The sequence below is a fragment of the Streptomyces phaeochromogenes genome, from assembly GCF_001418655.1.
Classification (GTDB): Bacteria; Actinomycetota; Actinomycetes; order Streptomycetales; family Streptomycetaceae; genus Streptomyces; species Streptomyces phaeochromogenes.
This window is the reverse complement of sequence record NZ_LIQZ01000085.1, coordinates 1-18,215: the sequence shown is the minus strand read 5'-3', so window position 1 is coordinate 18,215 and position 18,215 is coordinate 1. Positions and strand designations below refer to the sequence as shown.

The 18,215-nt window shown below is 66.4% G+C and carries 17 protein-coding genes and 4 pseudogenes; 12 read left to right on the top strand and 9 right to left on the bottom strand.

The features are described 5' to 3' along the window. Positions 1-6 precede the first annotated feature (6 nt). Together AOK17_RS12065 and AOK17_RS12060 are read right to left on the bottom strand one after the other, a co-directional pair. Complete coding sequence (locus tag AOK17_RS12065) at positions 7-225, bottom strand: hypothetical protein (protein WP_055612400.1); 219 nt, start codon at positions 223-225, stop codon at positions 7-9. 192 nt (positions 226-417) lie between these two features. After that, the gene (locus AOK17_RS12060) at positions 418-825 is read right to left on the bottom strand and encodes a four-helix bundle copper-binding protein (RefSeq protein WP_055612435.1); all 408 of its coding nucleotides are present in this window, start codon (positions 823-825) and stop codon (positions 418-420) included. A gap of 59 nt (positions 826-884) precedes the next feature. Here AOK17_RS12060 and AOK17_RS12055 point away from each other — a divergent pair, with 59 nt between their 5' ends. The 6 genes from AOK17_RS12055 to AOK17_RS12035 all read left to right on the top strand — a co-directional run bounded on the left by AOK17_RS12055 (position 885) and on the right by AOK17_RS12035 (position 5,498). Then, entirely contained in the window at positions 885-1,592 is a 708-nt protein-coding gene (locus AOK17_RS12055; protein WP_157881313.1) for a hypothetical protein, read from the top strand. Beyond that, positions 1,589-2,074 carry a GntR family transcriptional regulator gene (locus AOK17_RS12050; protein WP_055612398.1) on the top strand — a complete coding sequence of 162 codons (486 nt, stop codon included), beginning with the start codon at positions 1,589-1,591 and terminating at the stop codon, positions 2,072-2,074. The genes AOK17_RS12055 and AOK17_RS12050 overlap by 4 nt, the downstream gene beginning before the upstream one ends. Beyond that, complete coding sequence (locus tag AOK17_RS12045) at positions 2,043-2,933, top strand: ISAs1 family transposase (RefSeq protein WP_245697103.1); 891 nt, start codon at positions 2,043-2,045, stop codon at positions 2,931-2,933. The genes AOK17_RS12050 and AOK17_RS12045 overlap by 32 nt, the downstream gene beginning before the upstream one ends. A gap of 482 nt (positions 2,934-3,415) precedes the next feature. Further along, positions 3,416-3,565 carry a hypothetical protein gene (locus AOK17_RS50690; protein ID WP_157881312.1) on the top strand — a complete coding sequence of 50 codons (150 nt, stop codon included), beginning with the start codon at positions 3,416-3,418 and terminating at the stop codon, positions 3,563-3,565. 385 nt (positions 3,566-3,950) lie between these two features. Further along, the gene (locus tag AOK17_RS12040) at positions 3,951-4,271 is read left to right on the top strand and encodes a VOC family protein (protein WP_206190736.1); all 321 of its coding nucleotides are present in this window, start codon (positions 3,951-3,953) and stop codon (positions 4,269-4,271) included. Positions 4,272-4,544: 273 nt separating this feature from the next. Next, positions 4,545-5,498 (top strand): glutamate ABC transporter substrate-binding protein, encoded by a 954-nt coding sequence (locus AOK17_RS12035; RefSeq protein ID WP_245697102.1) that lies wholly within the window; start codon positions 4,545-4,547, stop codon positions 5,496-5,498. A gap of 463 nt (positions 5,499-5,961) precedes the next feature. On the opposite strand, the gene AOK17_RS12030 is transcribed toward AOK17_RS12035, so the two are convergent. Further along, positions 5,962-7,551: a hypothetical protein gene (locus AOK17_RS12030; protein ID WP_055612397.1), complete on the bottom strand. Its 1,590-nt coding sequence runs from the start codon at positions 7,549-7,551 to the stop codon at positions 5,962-5,964. 218 nt (positions 7,552-7,769) lie between these two features. Further along, a complete protein-coding gene (locus AOK17_RS49945; protein ID WP_245697101.1) occupies positions 7,770-8,513 on the bottom strand; it encodes a transposase in 744 nt (247 codons plus the stop codon). A 158-nt stretch (positions 8,514-8,671) separates the two neighbouring features. Here AOK17_RS49945 and AOK17_RS48330 point away from each other — a divergent pair. Continuing rightward, positions 8,672-8,839 (top strand): annotated as a pseudogene (locus AOK17_RS48330) (transposase); the annotation flags it as partial. Between the two features lie 355 nt (positions 8,840-9,194). Beyond that, positions 9,195-9,437 carry a DUF397 domain-containing protein gene (locus AOK17_RS12020; protein WP_342671501.1) on the top strand — a complete coding sequence of 81 codons (243 nt, stop codon included), beginning with the start codon at positions 9,195-9,197 and terminating at the stop codon, positions 9,435-9,437. Positions 9,438-9,513: 76 nt separating this feature from the next. On the opposite strand, the gene AOK17_RS50685 is transcribed toward AOK17_RS12020, so the two are convergent. Further along, positions 9,514-9,738 (bottom strand): hypothetical protein, encoded by a 225-nt coding sequence (locus AOK17_RS50685; RefSeq protein ID WP_157881311.1) that lies wholly within the window; start codon positions 9,736-9,738, stop codon positions 9,514-9,516. A gap of 583 nt (positions 9,739-10,321) precedes the next feature. After that, positions 10,322-11,230 carry a helix-turn-helix domain-containing protein gene (locus AOK17_RS12015; RefSeq protein WP_055612394.1) on the bottom strand — a complete coding sequence of 303 codons (909 nt, stop codon included), beginning with the start codon at positions 11,228-11,230 and terminating at the stop codon, positions 10,322-10,324. An 895-nt stretch (positions 11,231-12,125) separates the two neighbouring features. On the opposite strand from AOK17_RS12015, the pseudogene AOK17_RS53925 reads away from it, so the two are divergent. Continuing rightward, a pseudogene (locus AOK17_RS53925) lies at positions 12,126-12,272 on the top strand (IS110 family transposase); the annotation flags it as partial. A gap of 17 nt (positions 12,273-12,289) precedes the next feature. Then, positions 12,290-12,561, top strand: a pseudogene (locus AOK17_RS48315) (transposase); the annotation flags it as partial. Between the two features lie 17 nt (positions 12,562-12,578). Here AOK17_RS48315 and AOK17_RS48310 read toward each other — a convergent pair. Then, a pseudogene (locus AOK17_RS48310) lies at positions 12,579-13,387 on the bottom strand (IS5 family transposase); the annotation flags it as partial. A 246-nt stretch (positions 13,388-13,633) separates the two neighbouring features. On the opposite strand from AOK17_RS48310, the gene AOK17_RS48305 reads away from it, so the two are divergent. Then, positions 13,634-14,464, top strand: a complete 831-nt coding sequence (locus tag AOK17_RS48305; protein WP_079052956.1) for an SAVMC3_10250 family protein — start codon at positions 13,634-13,636, stop codon at positions 14,462-14,464. Between the two features lie 130 nt (positions 14,465-14,594). Here AOK17_RS48305 and AOK17_RS11995 read toward each other — a convergent pair whose 3' ends face one another. Continuing rightward, complete coding sequence (locus AOK17_RS11995; RefSeq protein ID WP_157881310.1) at positions 14,595-17,366, bottom strand: NACHT domain-containing protein; 2,772 nt, start codon at positions 17,364-17,366, stop codon at positions 14,595-14,597. 171 nt (positions 17,367-17,537) lie between these two features. On the opposite strand from AOK17_RS11995, the gene AOK17_RS11990 reads away from it, so the two are divergent. Further along, positions 17,538-17,804, top strand: a complete 267-nt coding sequence (locus AOK17_RS11990; protein WP_055612391.1) for a hypothetical protein — start codon at positions 17,538-17,540, stop codon at positions 17,802-17,804. A gap of 182 nt (positions 17,805-17,986) precedes the next feature. Here the strand turns inward: AOK17_RS11990 and AOK17_RS51590 are convergent. Then, positions 17,987-18,215: hypothetical protein (locus tag AOK17_RS51590; protein ID WP_206190735.1), on the bottom strand; the 229-nt coding region annotated here is incomplete at its 5' end.

The window sequence follows — 18,215 nt, the reverse complement described above, 5'->3', positions numbered from 1 at the left end:
CCGGCCTCAGCCCGCTGCGACGGTCAGCCGGTCCAGGGCGCCGGCCTTGGCCTGGGCGACGAGGTCTGCGAACTGCTCCGCGCTCATCTGCACCTGCTGCCCGAAGTCGTCGGTGATGCGCACCCGCTTGTCCTCGGGCGCACCAGGGTCCAGGAAGAGCTGGGGACAACCGCAGTCGCACTCCCCGCAGAAGGTCGCGATCGGTTCCGGGCTCACGTCAGCCATCTGTGCCACCTCGTCACTTCCGCCGCGCCGGACGGTCCGGCACGTCAACGATGCCCGGGGCGGGACTGCCGTGAAACGGCCCCAACACATGAGAAGAACCATGCCAGTTGACGGGAACTGGCCGCGAGTGCCGAACGACTCATGGAGTGGGCGGCGTACGCGATGGAACACCCCGTGCGGGCCGGCCAGGAGTCACGACCGTACGGCGGCGAGTATCTCCCTGCACGCGTCGGCGGCACGTTCGGTCGCATCTGCGCAGATGTGACAGTGCTCGTGGTGGTCAGCGTGCTGTGAGCACGTGTCGTGGCTGCGACGGTAGGCGATCAGACACGCCTCGACCTGCGCGGTCAGGAGCGCGGCGTCGTGGCTGCTGCCGCGGGTGAGCACCCGACGGGTTGCCATCGTGACGTCGGCGCAGTCCAGGTCCTGGCTGATCGCGGCGCGCAGTTCGTCGGCGTCCTTCTCGGCGAGCATGCCCGCCGCGCATGCGGTGGTGGCCTCCTCGCAGTCGCCGAGCACGTCCACGGCCCGGGCGAGGACTTCGTGGTTGAGGGGGCTTGAGGTAGCGGCGCTGTCGAGGAGTTCCCGTGTCTGGAGCATGGCGTCCCCCATGGAACGGTGCGGTGGGCCGGTGCTCCGACGACGCCAGTACCGCTTCCGTGGCGCCGGAAGACGCGCGACCGGACCGGTGGGGAAGCCAGCCCGGGCCGGGGCCCGCGTCCTGTCCCGGCGACGGTTACGAGGAAGCCGTCCACGAGATCACGAGCGGCGCGTCCGACTACGAGCGGCATACGGCGCTGACCGCCTGGCGGTACGCGGCCTCGACTGCCGTCCTGGGCATCACCGTGCTGGAACGCGTGGCCAAAGCGGAACCGCCGCTCACAGCCTCCGCCGTGAAAGAGCTGTGCCAGGAACCGGCGCTTGGCCGGTTGCGCGAGGCGTTGTCGGTGCTGGCCGCCGGCGTCCTACCTGCCCGCGAGCGCAGCCTTCTTGACGAACGGGACGACATGGCGAAGCGGTGGGCAGAACTGCGCGACGGCGTGGACACCGCGATAGAGATTGTTCTCGAGATTGCCGAAGACAAGCGAGCGGCCTACCTCAAGACCAAGGAGGAGGCGGCGGGCTGCTTGATGACCGAGCACAGCCCGCCCGACACAGACCCGGTGTACATGGGGATCCTGGAACCGCTGCTCGTGGTGGCGGAGGAGGTTCCGTACGGGATCAGCCGGGTCATCAAGGCCGCTGACGGACCCGCATGTATCAGGCCTGTCCGGGCCCGGTTCACGCAATTCGTGGCACTCGCCTTGTGCGGCCCATCAGTCTGGATTCCGTATCGGAGCACCGGGGACAGGGAGACGCAGGCATGACGATGACGGACAGCGTGGTGGCGAGTGACGAAGACGTGCAGTCGGTACGCCGGTGGGTGCGGCTCTCGTGCACCGAGCTGGGCACCCATCTGCCCGCCCTGGCCGAGATTGCGGGGGATCTCCGGCTGCCTGCGCCCGTGGTCCGCTCCGCCCTCAAGCAGCTGGCCGCGGACGGGATGGCCACCCTCCACGCGGGCTACCGGCTCTACAGCGTCGGCACCACGACCCCGGCTGAACGCGCCTACCGGATGATGCGGACCGCGATTCACCGGAGCTACGACCCCGGCGATCGGTTCATGACCCGCTTCGAGATCACCCGGGCGTTCGATATCGGCACGAAGGAAGCCGCGGCCGCGGTGCGCCAGCTGGTTGCCGAAGGGCTGCTGACAGGGCCGCGCGGGCAATATGTCAACTCCTACCGGTCTGTGGCCGGTGCCGCACGCCGCAACTGTGCGCCGCCTGCTGCAGCGTGTGGACGGTGACGCGCTGGACGCGGCGATCAGCGCGTATCTGCAGGCCAGAACACCGCACCCGGTCGAGCCGGAGGCGGAGAGAGGGCCGGTGCGACGAGTGATCGCGGTCGACGGCAAGGTGGTCCGCGGATCGCGAACGGCAACGGCCGCGGCGATCCAGCTGCTGGCGGCGATGGACCACCACGGCGTGGTCCTGGCCCAGCGGCAGGTCGCTTCCAAGAGCAACGAGATCCCCTCCTTCGTGCCCCTTCTGAGCGGCCTGGATCTGCGCAACGCGGTAGTGACCACCGATGCGCTGCACACCCAGCATGGTCACGGGGCCCATCTGACCGGCTGCGGCGCTCACTACTTGGCTGTGGTGAAGAAGAACCATCCGGGCTTGTATGCCCAGGTGAGGGAGCTGCCCTGGCGGGACATCCCGCTCGGGCACCGCACACGCGACCACGCCCACCACCGCGACGAGATCCGCCGGCTCAAGGCTGCCGCGTTCAGCCACCTCGACTACCCCGGCGCCCGCCAGGCGATCCAAGGCGTACGGTGGCGACGCGACTTGAGCACCGGAAGGCTGACCATCGAGCGCGTCCACCTGATCACCAGCGTGAGCGTCTTCGACGCCACCTCCACCGAACTCGCCACCTGGATCAGAGGCCATTGGGGCATCGAGAACCTTCTGCACCATGTCCGGGACCGCACCTTCGGCGAGGACGACTCCAAGGTCCGCACCGGCACCCTGCCCCGCGCCATGGCCTCCCTGCGCAACCTCGCCATCAGCCTCTTCCGCCAGGTCGGCCAGACCAACATCGCAGCCGCCCTCCGCCACACCGGCCGCGACTACCACCGGCCCCTACGAGCCCTCGGCCTCACCTGACGAACCCAGACAGTTCCCGATCATGCAATGACCCTGCTCTGTGGGTGTGGAGGGTCCAGTACTGGGGGGAAGTCGCCGTTGGGTGCGGCTCGTTTTGAGTGACGTCGGCGATCAAGCCCCCTAGAACGTAATTTCCCTGTTCAGCGCCGGGATAGAGCCGTTCCCGTTCGTGTGGCATGGAACCGCCAGCACTTCTCGAGGTCCTCGTTGTCGATCACGGTGCGGAGTTGGAGGACGGCTTGGGCGCCCTCGACGCTCCACCTGGAGCCGGTGATGTCGAAGCGGTCGGCGATCAGGTGGCGTGTTGCTCTTTCGGCGCCGCTGGCAACCGGCCAGTCGGTAATAAGCCAGGAGACCGCGACGAAGCATCAGGGGAGCCGTTGAGAAGCAGCAGGGAGAATCATGGAACCCGAGCCATCGGACGATCACCTCCCGCTTGGTGCGCAGGAGTTCGGCGCACCCGGCGGGTATCGACAACGCCGGTGCTCGGCCGCGAACGCGCCGCCGTCGAGCACGGCTTCGCGAACCTGAAATCCTGGCGCATCCTCACCAAGGTCCGCATGAACACCCGGCACGCGACCACCCTCCTGCGGGCCCTCCTCGTCCTGGCGAACACCGAGGTCCACAGGTGACGGACGATCTCCCCGAGACGATCAAGCCCCCGACCGGCATGAGTACATCACTCCCGCCCCACACCAGCCCCGTGACCTGCGAAATCAGGTTGAAAACTTCTCAAGGAGCAGGGAGAACTGGTAGCCGCAGATCGCTGACTGCGGGGCGAACTCCTGGCCGCCTACGGGGAGAACGAAGGCCGTTGACACTTCATCCGTCTGTCAGGCCAACTGCCCAGCCGACATGCGTGGTTGGCAAGGGCTCAATAGCGCCAACGGTGCCTGGCTTCACCTTCCTTGTGGAGAACCGGGCTACCTCCTCCGGTGAGTTTCGGTCACGGGAGTGGTCCAACTTTCGAAACGACTATGAGGAGCGATCCGAGTGGACCTGTACAGCGTCATGTGCGTGAGTGACCGGAGCAAGGCACTGGAGTGGTTCGAGGTGTTCTTCGACCGCCCAGCGGACGAGATCATCGGCGAGGAGTACCTGTGGCGGGTCGGTGAGAACGCGTGGGTCGTCGTTGACGATCGGGACGCGCGCGCTGAGCGAGTAGGCGGAGCCATGATCACGCTCGGCGTGCACGACCTCGACGACATCCTGGCGCGACTCGCCGCACATGGGATCGACCATGAACCGGTCGAGACCCACAGCAACGGCGTACGCCACGTCGTCGTGCTGGACCCCGACGGGAACAGCCTCTCGCTCGCCGAGGCGCCCACCCAGTGAGCCTCTTTCAACCCGCGCGGTGCTGGATCACACTGCATCTGACCTGCTCAGATTGGGGTTGGAAAGCGCTCCCTTCGTGCTCGTGATGACGAGGTCTTCGAGTTGACGGGCAAGAACGGTGGCGAAGAAGCCCCTTCACACCTCACCCTGGAACGAGTCTGCGGGCGGGGCCCGCGCCACCACGACAGCAGGGGGCACTGCGTGGGAGACGGCGGGCGCTTGAGGCACACACCCGGACAAGGGATGCCCGGACGGGTCCCGTTACGTCTTCGTGTGCTGCCTGTGGCCATGGCGCCGCTGGTCGCCCTGGCTCTGACGGCGTCTTCCGCGGACGTACGCCCCTCGGCCCACCACTCACCCGTTAGGGCGGACAAGCCCGCCGGCACCGCCTCCGTGGTCACGCGGGCCAAGGCCGAGGAGTGTGACCCACTGCGGTCGCTGAAGCCGCCGGCCCGGATGCCGGAGCCGGGCGGACGGATGCCGAGCGGTACGGCGATGGAACGGATCGTCGCACGCGGACGACTGATCGTGGGCGTGGACCAGAACACGTTCCTCTTCGGCTACCGCGACCCCACCACGAGTCAGTTGGACGGACTCGACATCGACCTGGTGCGGGAGATCTCCAGGGCCCTGTTCGGACGGTCGGACCGGGTGCAGTTCAGGACCGTGCCGTCCCGACGGCGCATCGAGGTCCTGGAGCGCGGCGAAGTCGACCTGGTCGCCCACTCGATGACCATCACCTGCGAGCGCATGGAGCGGGTGCTGTTCAGCAGCGACTACCTCGATTCCGGTCAGCGCGTCCTGGTCCCCGACACCTCCCGTGTGAAGAGTCTGGCCGACCTCGCCGGACAGAGAGTGTGCACGGCCGCGGGAACCACCTCGCTGACCGCGCTGCGCCGGGCCCGTCCCAAGGTGCGGCCGGTGACCGTCGCCGACTGGACCGACTGCCTGGTACTCCTCCAACTGGGCGACGTGGCCGCCGTATCGACCACGGACAACGTCCTGGCCGGGCTGCGCGCCCAGGACCCCGCCACCCGCATCACCGGCCCCCGGTTCACCTACGAGCCGCACGGCATCGCCGTCGCGACGGGCTCACCGGAACTCGTCCGCTTCGTCAACGGCGTCCTCGCCCGCCTGCACTCCTCGGGCAGACTCCGCGCCCTGCACGAACGGTGGCTGAGCGGCTACGGCGACTTTTACCCACCCGTAGCCCGCTACCGGAAGTGACCCGCAGGTGACGCCGCCCGGGCCGGGCCCGAAGGCCGAACAGGCTCAGGAGCAACCGGAGCCGGGGCTCCGTGACCAGCAGCCACCAACTCGGGTGAGTCGGCGGGCGGCAGGAATTTCTCTCGAACCGGCCCTGCGACGCCGGACGGCACTCGGCAATCGCAGCCCCGCCCAGAGCGTTACGCATGATCTGGCGGGGCAGGACCGGATCAGGCTCGACAGAGACCAGGGCGCCCCGGAGACGGCACCGGGAAGGTGGCGCCGGCCCGGAGGTGACAGCGGGTTGTCCCACTCCCACCGATCCGTGATCGAATCCCGGTGGAGTTCGAGCGACGGACAGAGCCGGTCGGCCGGGGATGCCGGCCGGGCAGCTCGAATGTGGGGAGATGGTGGCTTCAAGAGTTCACGCCGGGGCTTCTCCCAGCGATGACAGGGAGTTGCCCCGGCAGAGCAGCCCTCGGTGTCATCGTCGCCTTTCCCTGCGCCAGGCCTGACGTTGCGCTTGGCGTTGGCCTCGGTGGTGTTCCTGGGCACGGATCCGCCAGCCGGATCCGTGTTTGGGCGCCGTGACCGTCAACAGCATTCCGGGGAGCAACTCCAGCCTCTTGTTTCTGAAACGGGCCAGCGGGCCGCCGTCGACGAAGACCCAGTCCTTCCGGGTAAATTCGGCGGTGCGAACGCCGACGCTGGCCGTGCCGCCCCACTCGTGCCACGACGCGGTACTGACCTGTGCGGTGGCGGGGGGCCCTGTGTAGCGGACCACCTCTCCGACCGTGCCGCGGATCTCCCTGTCGAAGGTGCGCAGTTCACCGAGGGGGGTGATGCGCAGTTCCCAGCCGCCGTCGCCCGTGATCTGAATCAGCGTCGGCTCGGGACCGACCCCGATGAGGTCGCTTTCGGACGGCCTGACATGAAAGGCCGAATGGACGATGCCGGAATCGCCGGGCTCCATGTCGAAGCCCCTCATGCGGACGAATGCCCAGTGCTTCTCCTGCCGCAGAGTGACCGCGCCCGGCGGCCCTCTGTGGACAAGGACGTCCGCACCAGTGCCGGTCGTGGTGGTCTCCACGGGACGGGCCGCGGACAGCGGCAGCACCCTCAGCCGCCATTCACAGTTGTCGGCCTGGACGACCATGACCTGACCTGTCGACAAACTGGGGCTCCAGACACGAAGGTGGACATCGGCATCGATCAGGAATCTGGCGCGGTCGGTGCGGCCGATGTCCTCGCGGCTCAGATACTCCAGCTCGCGACCGTACTCCGTGAGCAGGAAGAGAGCCGGACGCGTGGAGGGCTCGCCGGCGATCTTGGTGAACTCGAGTATCGCCGCGCCCTCCCGGCCGGGCTTGACGATCTCGACTCGCTGCTCCCCGATCCCCCTGCGGGAGAAGACCCCGCCGTCCTCGACCTCGTCACGCTCCAGCGGGGTGACGGAGATCGACCACCGCTCGGCCTCCTCGATACGCAGCCGCTGCGGCCCCGACAGGCCCACCCTGTACTCCCAGGTGCGCGGCTCCACCGTGCGCCACTCCTCGTGCTCACGGTCCCTGACCAGTTGGGTGTTGCCGGCTCCGATCAGGGTGAAGGATCTCTGGTGGGCGTGGTGAACCACCGTGGCCCAGCCCTGCGGGCCCTGGTAGTCGAGTTCCGACGGTCCTGTGCCCTCGGCGGCCAGGGTGAATGGGCGCGGGTCGGCTGTCATCGCATCGTTGTCCCTCCGGGGTGTCGGGGTGCCTCCGATGGTGTCCCACCAAATGGTGCTGGCGGATATGGGGCATGACCCTTTGATGGCTACGCCTGTGGTCAGGGTCCTGAAACAGTCCGAGCCCATCGGATACACCGCAGCCGGGGTGCGCGTCGGTGCAGAGCAAGAACTTCGAGCCTTCTGTGCCGGGACGCCCGCGATCGTGGCACGCCACAGGCGCGCCAGACGGCCGCGTTCGCGGGTCGTCAGGGCCGGGTCGAGCAGGTCCTGGATCAGGGCATAGCGGAACGGGCCGACCTGCCGGGCCTTCTCCGCCCGGCGGCGGTCCTCGTCCTCATTCGATGCCATGCGCGCGTCTCACCTCGCATCTCGAACCGTCTCCGTCTTCTCGCGGACGGACACGATCAAGACTCACCTCACCTCCGATCGCCGCCCAGGGGCGGCCCGTGTTGATCAATTAGCAGGAAGAGAGCAGGTCAGAACGCGTTGTCCCCGTACTGATCTGAGTGGCCCTGACAAGATTTTCGTGAAGTGGGGGTGTGCCATCGTGCGCCGGTGACGCTCCGTCACGGGTAGCGGCGGCGGAGGTGGGCCATGAGAATGACGCGCTGGTGAAGCAGCGGAACTACGGCTCGGCCCGCCATGATCCTCTTCTGGAGTTTTAGGTCTGTGATCTTGCCTTCGTTCACGCCTGAGTTCAAGGCGGTGGTGATCCCCTGCACGACCGCGGGCTGATCCTCGCGGATCGCGTTGGCGAGGCCGGTCAGCGCCGGGAGGCCGGAGGCTGCGAGGTTGTTGAGCCAGTCCGGGAGCGAGGTGGCGTCGCGGGTGTCGAGCATGGCGGCGAACTGCCGTACCAGGTTGTGGGTTCGGTCGAGCTCCGGGCAGTGTTCAAGGAGCCGGCCGAGTGCTTCTGCGGCGAACAGGCCGCGCCGGGAGGGGGCGGTGGTGCTCCAGCGGGCGACCTGACGGGGCGAGGGCGGTCGCTCGCGCGGCGTGTCGATCGGCAGTCCGCGACGCAGCGGCGCGATGGCCATCTTGACCCGCTGGTAGTGGCCACGGTAGCCCTTGGCGACGATCTCCTGGTGCAGCACCTTCGCGGTGTGCTCGCCTTCGTCCCAGCGCTGCCGGAAATACTCAAGGAACGCATCAAGGCTCGTCGGCCGCCGGGGCGGGATGCGGCGTACGCATTCCTGCCAAGTGGCCGCGCGTGCGTACTTGGCCACGGTCCGTCGGTTCAGGCCCAGGTCGCGAGCGATCGCGCTGATGCTGCGGGCCGTGCCGGTGTATCCGTGGACTGTCTCGAACAACTGCTTGGCGTGCCGCCGGGCAGGAGTATCAGCCCCCTCGGACACTTCTGCCGACCAGGGTGGCAACCTTGCCGCTTCGGGTTCGAGTGCTGGTGTGGCGGCGGGCAGGCAGTCGCGGTGGGCGGCCGCGATATCCGAGACCCGTTTCGAGAGCCCTTCCGGAACGCCCGCAGGGCGGAGGACATCGCCGCCGAGGGGACCGCGAGGTGCTGGCCGCAATCATCTTCGTCGCCACCCCGGGCTACACCTGGAACCAACTGCCGCCCGGCTTCGGACCGTCGGGAGTGACCGCCTTCCGCCGGTTCACCGAATGGAGCGAGACACGTATGCCGTTGCTCAACTGCCGCCGAGGCCAGACGGGCTGGCGCCCCGCCTCGCGCCCTTCGGGTAACAACGGCTCCAGCGCCGCCCACCGCTCGTCCGTGAGATCACCCCGCCCCATGAATCCAGATCACCAATCGCTCAGGATCCACTTTCGGCACACAGCCCAATCGGCGCCGTTTCCATCAAGGACCCGGCGAGGGCCCTGCACCTCCCGCTACAGTGGCGCGCCTGCGAGGCGCGTTCCAGCCACCGGAGCTGCACGCGGCTCGGCTGCCGTAGCCGCGTGCCAGCGCGGCCTGGCTTCCGTGTAAACTACGCCTCAAAGGATGACATTTCACCCTTCATAGGCATAAGTGAATGCCCGCCTCGCTGCGGGTCCCAAGGGATGGGCGCGTAATGAACGGCTCGTGGTCGTGGCGGAGGTCGTCGTTCAGCGACGCCGCAGGCAATCAGTGCGTGGAGGTCGCGCGTACTCCGCTCGGCGTCATGGTGCGCGACTCCAAAGACAACGCCGCGGGTCGCCTCGCCTTCGGCGCCGCCGCATGGAGCCGCTTCACTGCCTCAACCGACGCCGCGGACCGCACCCCCAGAAGCGGATGACCTCCGCCTGAGACACCTCCGCAAGACGCCGCGCCCTACCTGCTGGACCAGCAGATACGGGCGCGGCGCACTGCGTTCAGCGACCGGGTGTCCCCAGTCGACCGGCCAGGGCGAGCCCTGCGGTGGCGATGGCTCCGGCGGCCGCCTTACCGGCGTCGTCGGGAACCAGAATCAGCGTGAAGATGGCCGCAGCAAGTGAGGCAACCGCCACGATCACGGCGGCCACAGCATTAGCGCGCGGCAGAACGGGGATGCTCCCCTTCGGTTCTTCCGCCGCAGCGCGTTCGACGTCTTCCGACATGGTGTACTCCAGATGGCCCGGGGCTTGAAACGGTGCTTGGCGCCGCTCGCTTGCAGACGAACAGCCCCTCCTGAGATGGCGATTCCCTCGGCTTAACGTGATCACTCATTAGCCCCTCACCGTCGAAGTCCCCTGTAGCGCCCAGTGGTTGAGATCTCCACACATCAGATCGACGCCACACGGATTGCGATCCGGCCAGACGCTACCTAGCAGATTGATGGTTTATCCGGACGCCCCGGCGAGCACACCTTGGTAAGAGCGATTGGATCCGGGCAGTTCTGCGCCGCTTTACCAGCAGCGATTGCGAACTCGGCCTGGATGCGCAACCGTTCTCCATACGCTGGTGTCCGGTGGCCCGGGCGATCAGCACGGGGCGCATCCCGTTGCAGCGGGCTCGCCCCGCTGTGGCTTCGCCTATGCGGAGCCACAGCCATGTCTGCGGCAAGTGACTCCGTGCGCCCCACCATGCCTCTATGCGCCCCCGCCGGCAGCCAGCCATGAGGGACGCTGCCCAGCCGCTTCCTGCCGTGCGCAGCAAAAGCCGGGCGAGTTGATCGCATCCCTGAATCGGCAGCGCCGCCGCTCAGTCCCCGTTCGGCGGATCGATGTGGAAGTCGTGAGGCTGCGTCTCCAGGTGTTCGGCTATCTGCAGCAGGACCCGCGGGATCTGCTCACCCTTGATCGCCCTCTCCTCCAGACCCCAGAACAGCTCCAGATAGGCAACGAATCTCTCCGTCTCCGTGCTCACGGTGGCCGTGCCCCGAAGGTTCTCCAGATACACGAACGGCGGCATCTCCTCTTCCTCGAACTCGAAGAGGGTGAAGGGACCCTGCGATGCGGAATGCGCGCCACGGCTGAACGGAAAGATCATGATGTCGCGGCGAGGATGGGCCGCCAGCTCGGCGAGTCTGCGCAGCTGCCCCTTCATGACCCCCGGACCGCCCACCTGCCGGCGGATCACCGACTCGTCCAGGATGAAGTACGCCTCCGCCTCGTCCCGTTCGAGCGCTTCCTGGCGCAGCATGCGCGCCTCAAGCATGCGCTGCCGCTGTTGTTCGGAGAAACGCGCCGGAGTGTAGGCGCGGATGATCGCCATCGCGTACTCCTCCGTCTGGAGCAGCCCGGGCATCACCAGGGGCTGGAAGCTGCGGGTCACGAAAGCCGCGGACTCCATCGCGAGAAAGCCGAGAAAATCTTTGTCGTAGATGTCCCGGTACTCGGTGAAGGGCATCTTCCGGCTCCCCCGAGCCAGGTTCAGCAGCTCCTCCACGGTGGCATCTTCTCCTACCCCGAAGAGAGCCAGCAGAGGGCGCAGGTCGTTGACGGAAATTCCGACCTCACCCGCTTCTATACGCAGCAGCTTGCTCGGGGACCACTCCATGCGCTCCGCAACCTGCCGCTGCGTCAGATGGGCGGCCGTCCGCAATTGCCGCAACCGCGTCCGAAGCCGCAGTCGCTGTATCGCGGGACTTCCCCTGCTCGGCGTCGCCATGCGTCCCCCAATCTGCGATACGGCTGATTGTCGCATCACCACCTGGCATTAAGCGGACCTGAACAGCGCACAAAGCAAGCCGTCTTTATGCACGTCGCCAACACGGACCGCAGTGCTTCCGCTGACCCACTTTCACCACCAGTCCTCCTGCGGCTCGCGATTCAGCCGCGGGTACCGGCAGACACCGGGGCGAGCACCGCCCGGCAACTCCCCTACGACGGCGCCCGGAAACCGGGACACGGCTCAATTCGGATATCCCCAGCGGGCGGCTTCTGTGCTAACTGAATGCCCGGATGTCGCGCATGCCGATGCGCTGGTGGCTGGGTCTGCCGACTTGAACGCCGTCAGGGCGGACGGTCATCCATGACAGAACTGCTGTGGTGAGGCCGCCGTCCGCAGGGGTCAGCTGGTGCCTCGACGCGCCGGTCGGCAGGGTGTTCCAGCATGGACAGCACGTCGGGCACCGTGCTCGGTCAGCCGACGGGTTGAGGCCTTGGCTGGTGTGCCTGGTCACAGAATCCGAGATCGCCGGGTGTGATCCTGCGGGCCAGTGTGGCGGTCAGAACCTCCGCCAAGATCGCGGCCGTCTGGGGCTGGATGCCTGCGCCCTCCGCCATCGTTGCACGGCAACGTGCGTCGATCCGAGGTTCATGCCCTACCGGACGGACGCCCGCGTCCCTCATGCGGCTTCGCAAGGCAGAATGCCGGGCTACGCAGAGGCGCTCATGTCTTCGGGGGGGGCGAGAGCCCAGCCGCCCCGCGCACAGCGCTAGGGCATGTTGCGAAAGTGGATCTTGATCGTTCTGATCATGTCTTGTGGGACGTGGGGATCTGACGAATGGCCAGTGGGCCCGGCTTGAGTCGTTGCTGCCACGAGGCAACAAGCCGGCCCGCCCGCACCCATCTCTACCTCGAACGACGCACGAAACAGGGCATGTCCAAACGCGAGATCATCCGCTGTCTTAAACGCTACGTCGCCCGCGAGATCTACGGTCAGATCCAGAGGACGCCAGCCCTCGCTGCCTCGTCTCCTCCTGCTTGACGCAACATAGGGGCATCTTGAACACCCATCGTGCCGCCGGAATGAGGAAGTACGCGGCCGACCACGAATGGCTCACCATCATCCAACTTCCCTCTTACAGCCCGGACTTGAATCCCGTGGAAGGCATCTGGTCCCTGTTACGGCGCGGGCCGATGGCCAACACCGCATTCACCGATCCCGACCACCTCACCCGCACCCTCCGCCGGGACTCGCCCGCATCCAACGCCATCCCGAACTCATCGACGGCTGCCTCACCGAGACCAGACTGACCAGCACCCCAGACCACCCGAAGGCAATCCGCAGGTTCTTCAGTCGTCGCCAGCAGATGATGCCGCAGGCCAGGCTGAGGAAGGCTTCGTGGATGTCGTCGCGGATCTCCCAGCGGATGCGTAACCGGCGGAACCAGTGCAGCAGCGCGAAGCTCTGCTCGACCACCCAGCGGTGCACGCCCAGCCCCGATCCGTGTTCGGTGCCGCGCCGTGCGATGACCGGGGTGATTCCGGCATCCCGGACCTGCTTGCGGTACTTGTCGTGGTCGTATCCGCGGTCGGCGTAAATGGTGTCCGGCCGTCGGCGGGGCCGTCCGCGTCGGCCCCGCACCGGCGGGACGGCCTCGATCAAGGGCATGAGCTGGGTGACGTCATTGCGGTTTCCGCCGGTCAGTGACACCGCCAGCGGAATGCCGTGCGCTTCGGTGATCAGATGGTGCTTCGAGCCTGTCCGGGCACGGTCGACCGGGCTCGGTCCGGTTTTGGGCCGCCCTTCAGGGCCCGGACATGGGAGCCGTCGATCACCGCCCTGGACCAGTCCAGCGCGCCGGCGGCGTGCAACTCGGCCAGCAGCGACTCGTGCAGACGCTGCCAGACTCCCGCGTCGTTCCAGTCGCGCAGGCGTCGCCAGCAGGTCATCCCCGAGCCGAAGCCCAGTTCCTGGGGCAGGAACTCCCACGGAATGCCGGTGTACAGCACGAACAGGATGCCGGACATGACCTTCCGGTCGTCCAGACGCTTGCGGCCCGGGTGATCCGGTCGGCGTGGCACGACCGGCAGCAACGGCTCGATCCGCACCCACAGCTCCTCCGGCACGATCCACGGCGGCTGCTGACCCTTCCTCATGCACCAGTCAACAACCCCGCAACTACCCACATTCCAGGGCAACTTTGTTAGGAGTTCTAAGCCTTTCAGCTTAACCCTGGCCAGTGACACGGCAGTTGCGGCAACCTCCAGGGCCCCGGATTCCGTTGATCGGGTGGATGCGCGCCGGGGCCCCTGGCAGTCTCCTCGTCAACGTCGGCCGTCCCGTGCCACCCTGGTGAAGGCCTGCGCGTGGCCGACCGTAGGGCAAACCGGGTAGGCGGGGATATGCGAGAGCTGCAATATCTGTCCATCGCGAAGCTCGATGACTTCTACGAGCCGCCACGAAAAGGACTGACCGATCGAGCCGTTGACGCCGAAGCCAGCGTGCTGGGCGCCAGCGCTCGCGTCGCCTTGGGGGAAGGCGTGGCGGCGGAGCCAACGCCTGCCGAACGACTGGAGTCCGTCCTGGACCATCTCAACAAAGAGTGCTGGGCGCGCACCTGGGAGCCCGCGGCCTGCGCGCACCTGGGACGCGACGCCTGGCTTGAGTTCCGGAGCCCGTTCCGCTACGGCGCAGCAGTCAGTGATGTCGGATATGACGACCGCGGCGTGTTTGCCTACGCATCGCTGGAGGAACGTCACTGCCCGCACCGCGACGGAGAGTTCTGCCCTAACATCGAACTTCTGCTGTGCGGCTCAAAGCAGCACGTGAGAGATCATCGCGATCATCCTCCGACCAGGATGGGCTCCGGCTCGGACTGGCTGCATCACATGGCAGCCGAACTCGTCCGACGAGAGGCAGATGGGGACACGACGCCCCTCGAAGCATTGGCCTCCGCCAATTTGCGCGATCAAGAATTCGCGGCCAGGTCAGCCTTCTCCATGATCTCGCACTTCTACCGGACTCCTGGCTATCTACGCGGGCATGCCCGCGTGCTGTGCAACTTCCCACCGGAGCGGCTGCGGCACCGGATGATCGTGGCCACCCCCTTGTACGTGGAGGCTGGCGTGCAGCCGGTTCCGTCGACACGCCAGACCGGGGCGCCTGAACGGCGCCGGCGCTGGTGGCGACCACCAGGTCTGCGCTCCACCTCCTACGAATCGGATACCGCTTGAGTACGTGCACCTGCTTGGCGGACTCGAAGAGTGACGGCATCGAGGACCTCGCTGAGGCGCTTGCGTTCGCGACGCCAGCCAGCCAGCCAGTCCGATTCGAGTCAGGCAGGAGTGTGCACGCTGTATCAGATCACCGACCTTGCGGACGCTTCGTGTCTCGAAGGTGGCGCTCTGCCCAGGCACGCACCTCGGGCTGGGCGAGCGGGTCATGGGAGAGGATCTCCAGTGCCTGGAGCCCCCGCCAGTCGTGGCTTTCCGCGAGCACCATCGAGGCCTTGAGGCGTATCCCGGCGTGAAGGGCAGGGTTTACGGCCAGTTGGTGAAGCGTGCTTCGCCCCTCTTCGCCGCCGCGGTAGATGAGCAGGTGGGCTGCTTGGAATCCCTCGTCGCCTGTCGACGGGGGATGATTCGTTAGGGAACTGATCACGATCTGCTCGAGAATCGGCTGATAGCGGGGATCGGCGCAATCCGCCAACACGTCCGCGGCATCGATCCGCTCAAAGCCCGCGACGGATTCGTCGCCGCCCAGCGCCTCCAGCGTGTCCCGCCCCCGGTAGTCCCCGAGCCGGGCCAGCACGGCAGCCATCATGATCCTGATTTTGGTGCTGAGGGTGGGGTCGCAGGCCAGGTTGCTGAAGGTGTCCCGGTCGCCTGCTTCGTTCCGCCGTGACAGGGCTGCAGCCACCATGAGCTGGGTTTCCTCGTCCGAACGTAGCTGGCTCGCGTACCGGTGAAGGGTATTGGTTATGCGGCGCATCTGTTCGAACTGTTCCCATTCGGAATGCGGGATCGGCTCGGCCTTGGGTGTCCAGGGCGTGGGGCCGCGGTCCTCACCGGCCAGGGCGGCCAGAGCCTGGGCACCATAGGGGTCGGCGAACTCCAGCAGGGCGCATGCTGCGCGGATCCGAAGTTCGGACGCGATCGCGGTGTTGTCGACCATTGCCTTGAGGCTGGCGGTGCCTCGCTGATCGCATAGGTAGGCGAGTTCCCAGGCGGCTTTGAAGCGGTCCTCTTCGTCGAGCGACTGCTCTCTGACCAGACGGGCAAGAGTCTCGAAGCCGCGGCTGTCCCCCAGCTTGGCCACCTGGCCTGCGCAGGCGACTTCCCAGTAGCCATCGCTGAGTTCGCTCGGCAGGGCGATAAATATGTCTGCCACGACGGCGACCACATCTTTCGGTAGCCGCGTTCCCATCATCGCCTGACTCACGATCCAATCGTCGCCGCCGCGGGTGGCGACGCGCAGCAGTGCGGATTCGACTGCGTGCTTACTGCTGGAGTTTGTCCAGGCGTCGATGAGGAAGCCTGAAAAGGAGTCGTCGTCCTCTTCGTAAGGAGGCTCCCAGATCTTTGGAAGATAGAAACGGGGCCGCTTCATCTGTTTTTGAAAGAGATTCTTTAACGCACGCTTGCTGGCCGATGGGTCACTTGCGATGTAGCGGGCGGCCAAATATTCCTGCAACGTATGATGCGCGAAACTGAGTTCACCAGACTGGATGGTGAACAGGCCGCTGCGGCGCAGCCCTTCCACCAGGAAGGTCTCCCAGACCTGACGCAAGCCATCTAGAGCCCACACGGGAGAGGCGGCCTCGGGCCGGGACAGGAGGATGGCGAGTGGAGAGGCGGTACTCCCGGCCTGTCGCTCGGCCGCGACGTAGGCTGTCAGATGAGGCAGACGGACCAGCGTGGACATGGCCGCCTTGACGACCTCCGGTCCGTACCGAGACAGCGACGCCTGCGTCTGCGGAAGGAGCGCGCCGTCGCCCACACCGTCGCCCCGCGCCTGACGGCGGTAGAGGTACGCGACGAAGTCCCGATAAATATCACTGCGGTGACCGGGCAGCCCGCCCCCCGGATGCGCCCCGTAGAGCTGACACAGCAGCCCTGCCATCAACGGATTGGCGGCCAGCGGGAAAAGTCGGCGACGCTGCAATTCACTGACGAACGCCGATGCCGTGCGCTCGGCATTGCCGGGATCGAGAACACTGAACCATTTTTCCGCCACCACCGGTATCTCACTGAGCTGGAAAGGCTGCAGCTGGTACCGGCGCGTCCCCGGGCCTAGCAGCTCCATCTCCTCCGCAGGCAAGGGCCTGGTGGCAAACACGAAGCGATAGGGACTGTCGGCTGGTTGCCGGTTACCGAAGGCGACACATCGCAGCAGGACATCGCAGCGCATTCTCGGCTCAAGGATTTCATCCAGACCATCGACCATGATCAGCCAACGCGTTCCGGGGTGCGGCGCGGTGCGGAAGGCTGAGACGGGAAGTTCTTCGAGCAGCCCATACGGGCTCAGCCCGGTGGTCACGGCATGAGCGAGCAGGTCGGGCAACGGCCGCGGGGCGGTGAGACTTGCCGCCGTCACGAGGATCGGCACCACCGTCTGAGGGCCTTCCTCCAGCCAGGCCCCTGTCGACCTGGCCCATATGGCGTGCAGCAGGCTCGTCTTGCCCCCGCCGGCTTCTGCGAGCACGACGCAAGGGTCCTCCTGCTCGAGGATCTCGCTCTCAACGCTCCCACCCAGCCCGGCGGTTGCCGGGTAGGCGATCACCCGCTGGCGGACGTAGATATCTGACAGCCTCGGCGCACCGACCCCCACAGCGTCCAATAGGTGCCCGGCAGAAGCCTCTTGCGCAGCAGCCAGAAAGCTGCCCCACCACGGTCCGTGTTCTCGATCCGCACGCACACGTAACTGCTGCAACGCAAACCGTTCCCGCTGGGGCAGCCTCAGACCTGTGACGATCTTGGCTAGAGTCCGGGCCGACGGAAGCCCTTTGTGATCAGGATTGAAAGCCTGACTGATCGTCCCGACCCCGATGGCATCGCCGTCAAGCTCAAGCCTGTCGCGTAGGTCCTTCTGGGACCAGCCCCTTTCAGAGAGAGCAGCCCTGAGGCGACGTTTCAACTCTGAGTGCGCGTCCTTGTCAGGCCCTGGATGCGTGTCCAAACCACCTCACCCCTCATGAATGGACACCCTCACTTCTCTTCACCTGAAGCTATGAACGTCCAGGTGGAGGTCTCCTGAAGCCGACCGGCCGGTCAAGCATCGTTCCGTGACCGACACCAGGAGTGTGCGATGGATCCCCAACAGGTGCTCGTTGGTACCTTCCCGCTGGCTCTCGTATTGATGCGGCTGCTGCAGCTGGTCCCCGGCATGCTCGCGTGCCTGCTGCGGCACATCTGCGACCTCACAACCCTTCGCATGACGCTGCGAGACGCCGCGCCAGGGCAGCGAGCAGAGCTTCTGGCCGCCCACCGCGCCTGGTGCACACAACGTGTCCTGCCCGCAACTTCGCGTCAGCGCAAGCCTCGACCGGACAGCCGACCCCACGCCGACGTCTGACGACGCGCGGCACGATGTAAGGCGCACGCTGCCGGCGAAGATGAGGGTTCTGACCGGACATTGCGGTGAGGACCCTCACGAAGTTCATCGGGGTATTTACGGGGTGCTGGCATGGTGCTGGTGGATCTCCTTTGCCGGGACCGTAACCCTGGCATCAGGGACTCCACAAATCTCAGTGCAGCTCACTCGGGCGCCAGCATCCTTGCCTGCCTAACGAGCTCGTGCACGGTAAGCGGTGAGACGCCGGGCCCTTGATGGTTGATCATGGTCGAGTGGTGGGGAACGCGACTCGTGCAGTGATCATCAGCAATCGACGGATCACGGGCCTGACGTCCGGAGTGATTGCTGAACTTGTCGCTGAGATAGGCCCGTTGTGGCATGAGCGGCACGAGGCCAGGCTCGCTTCCCGAC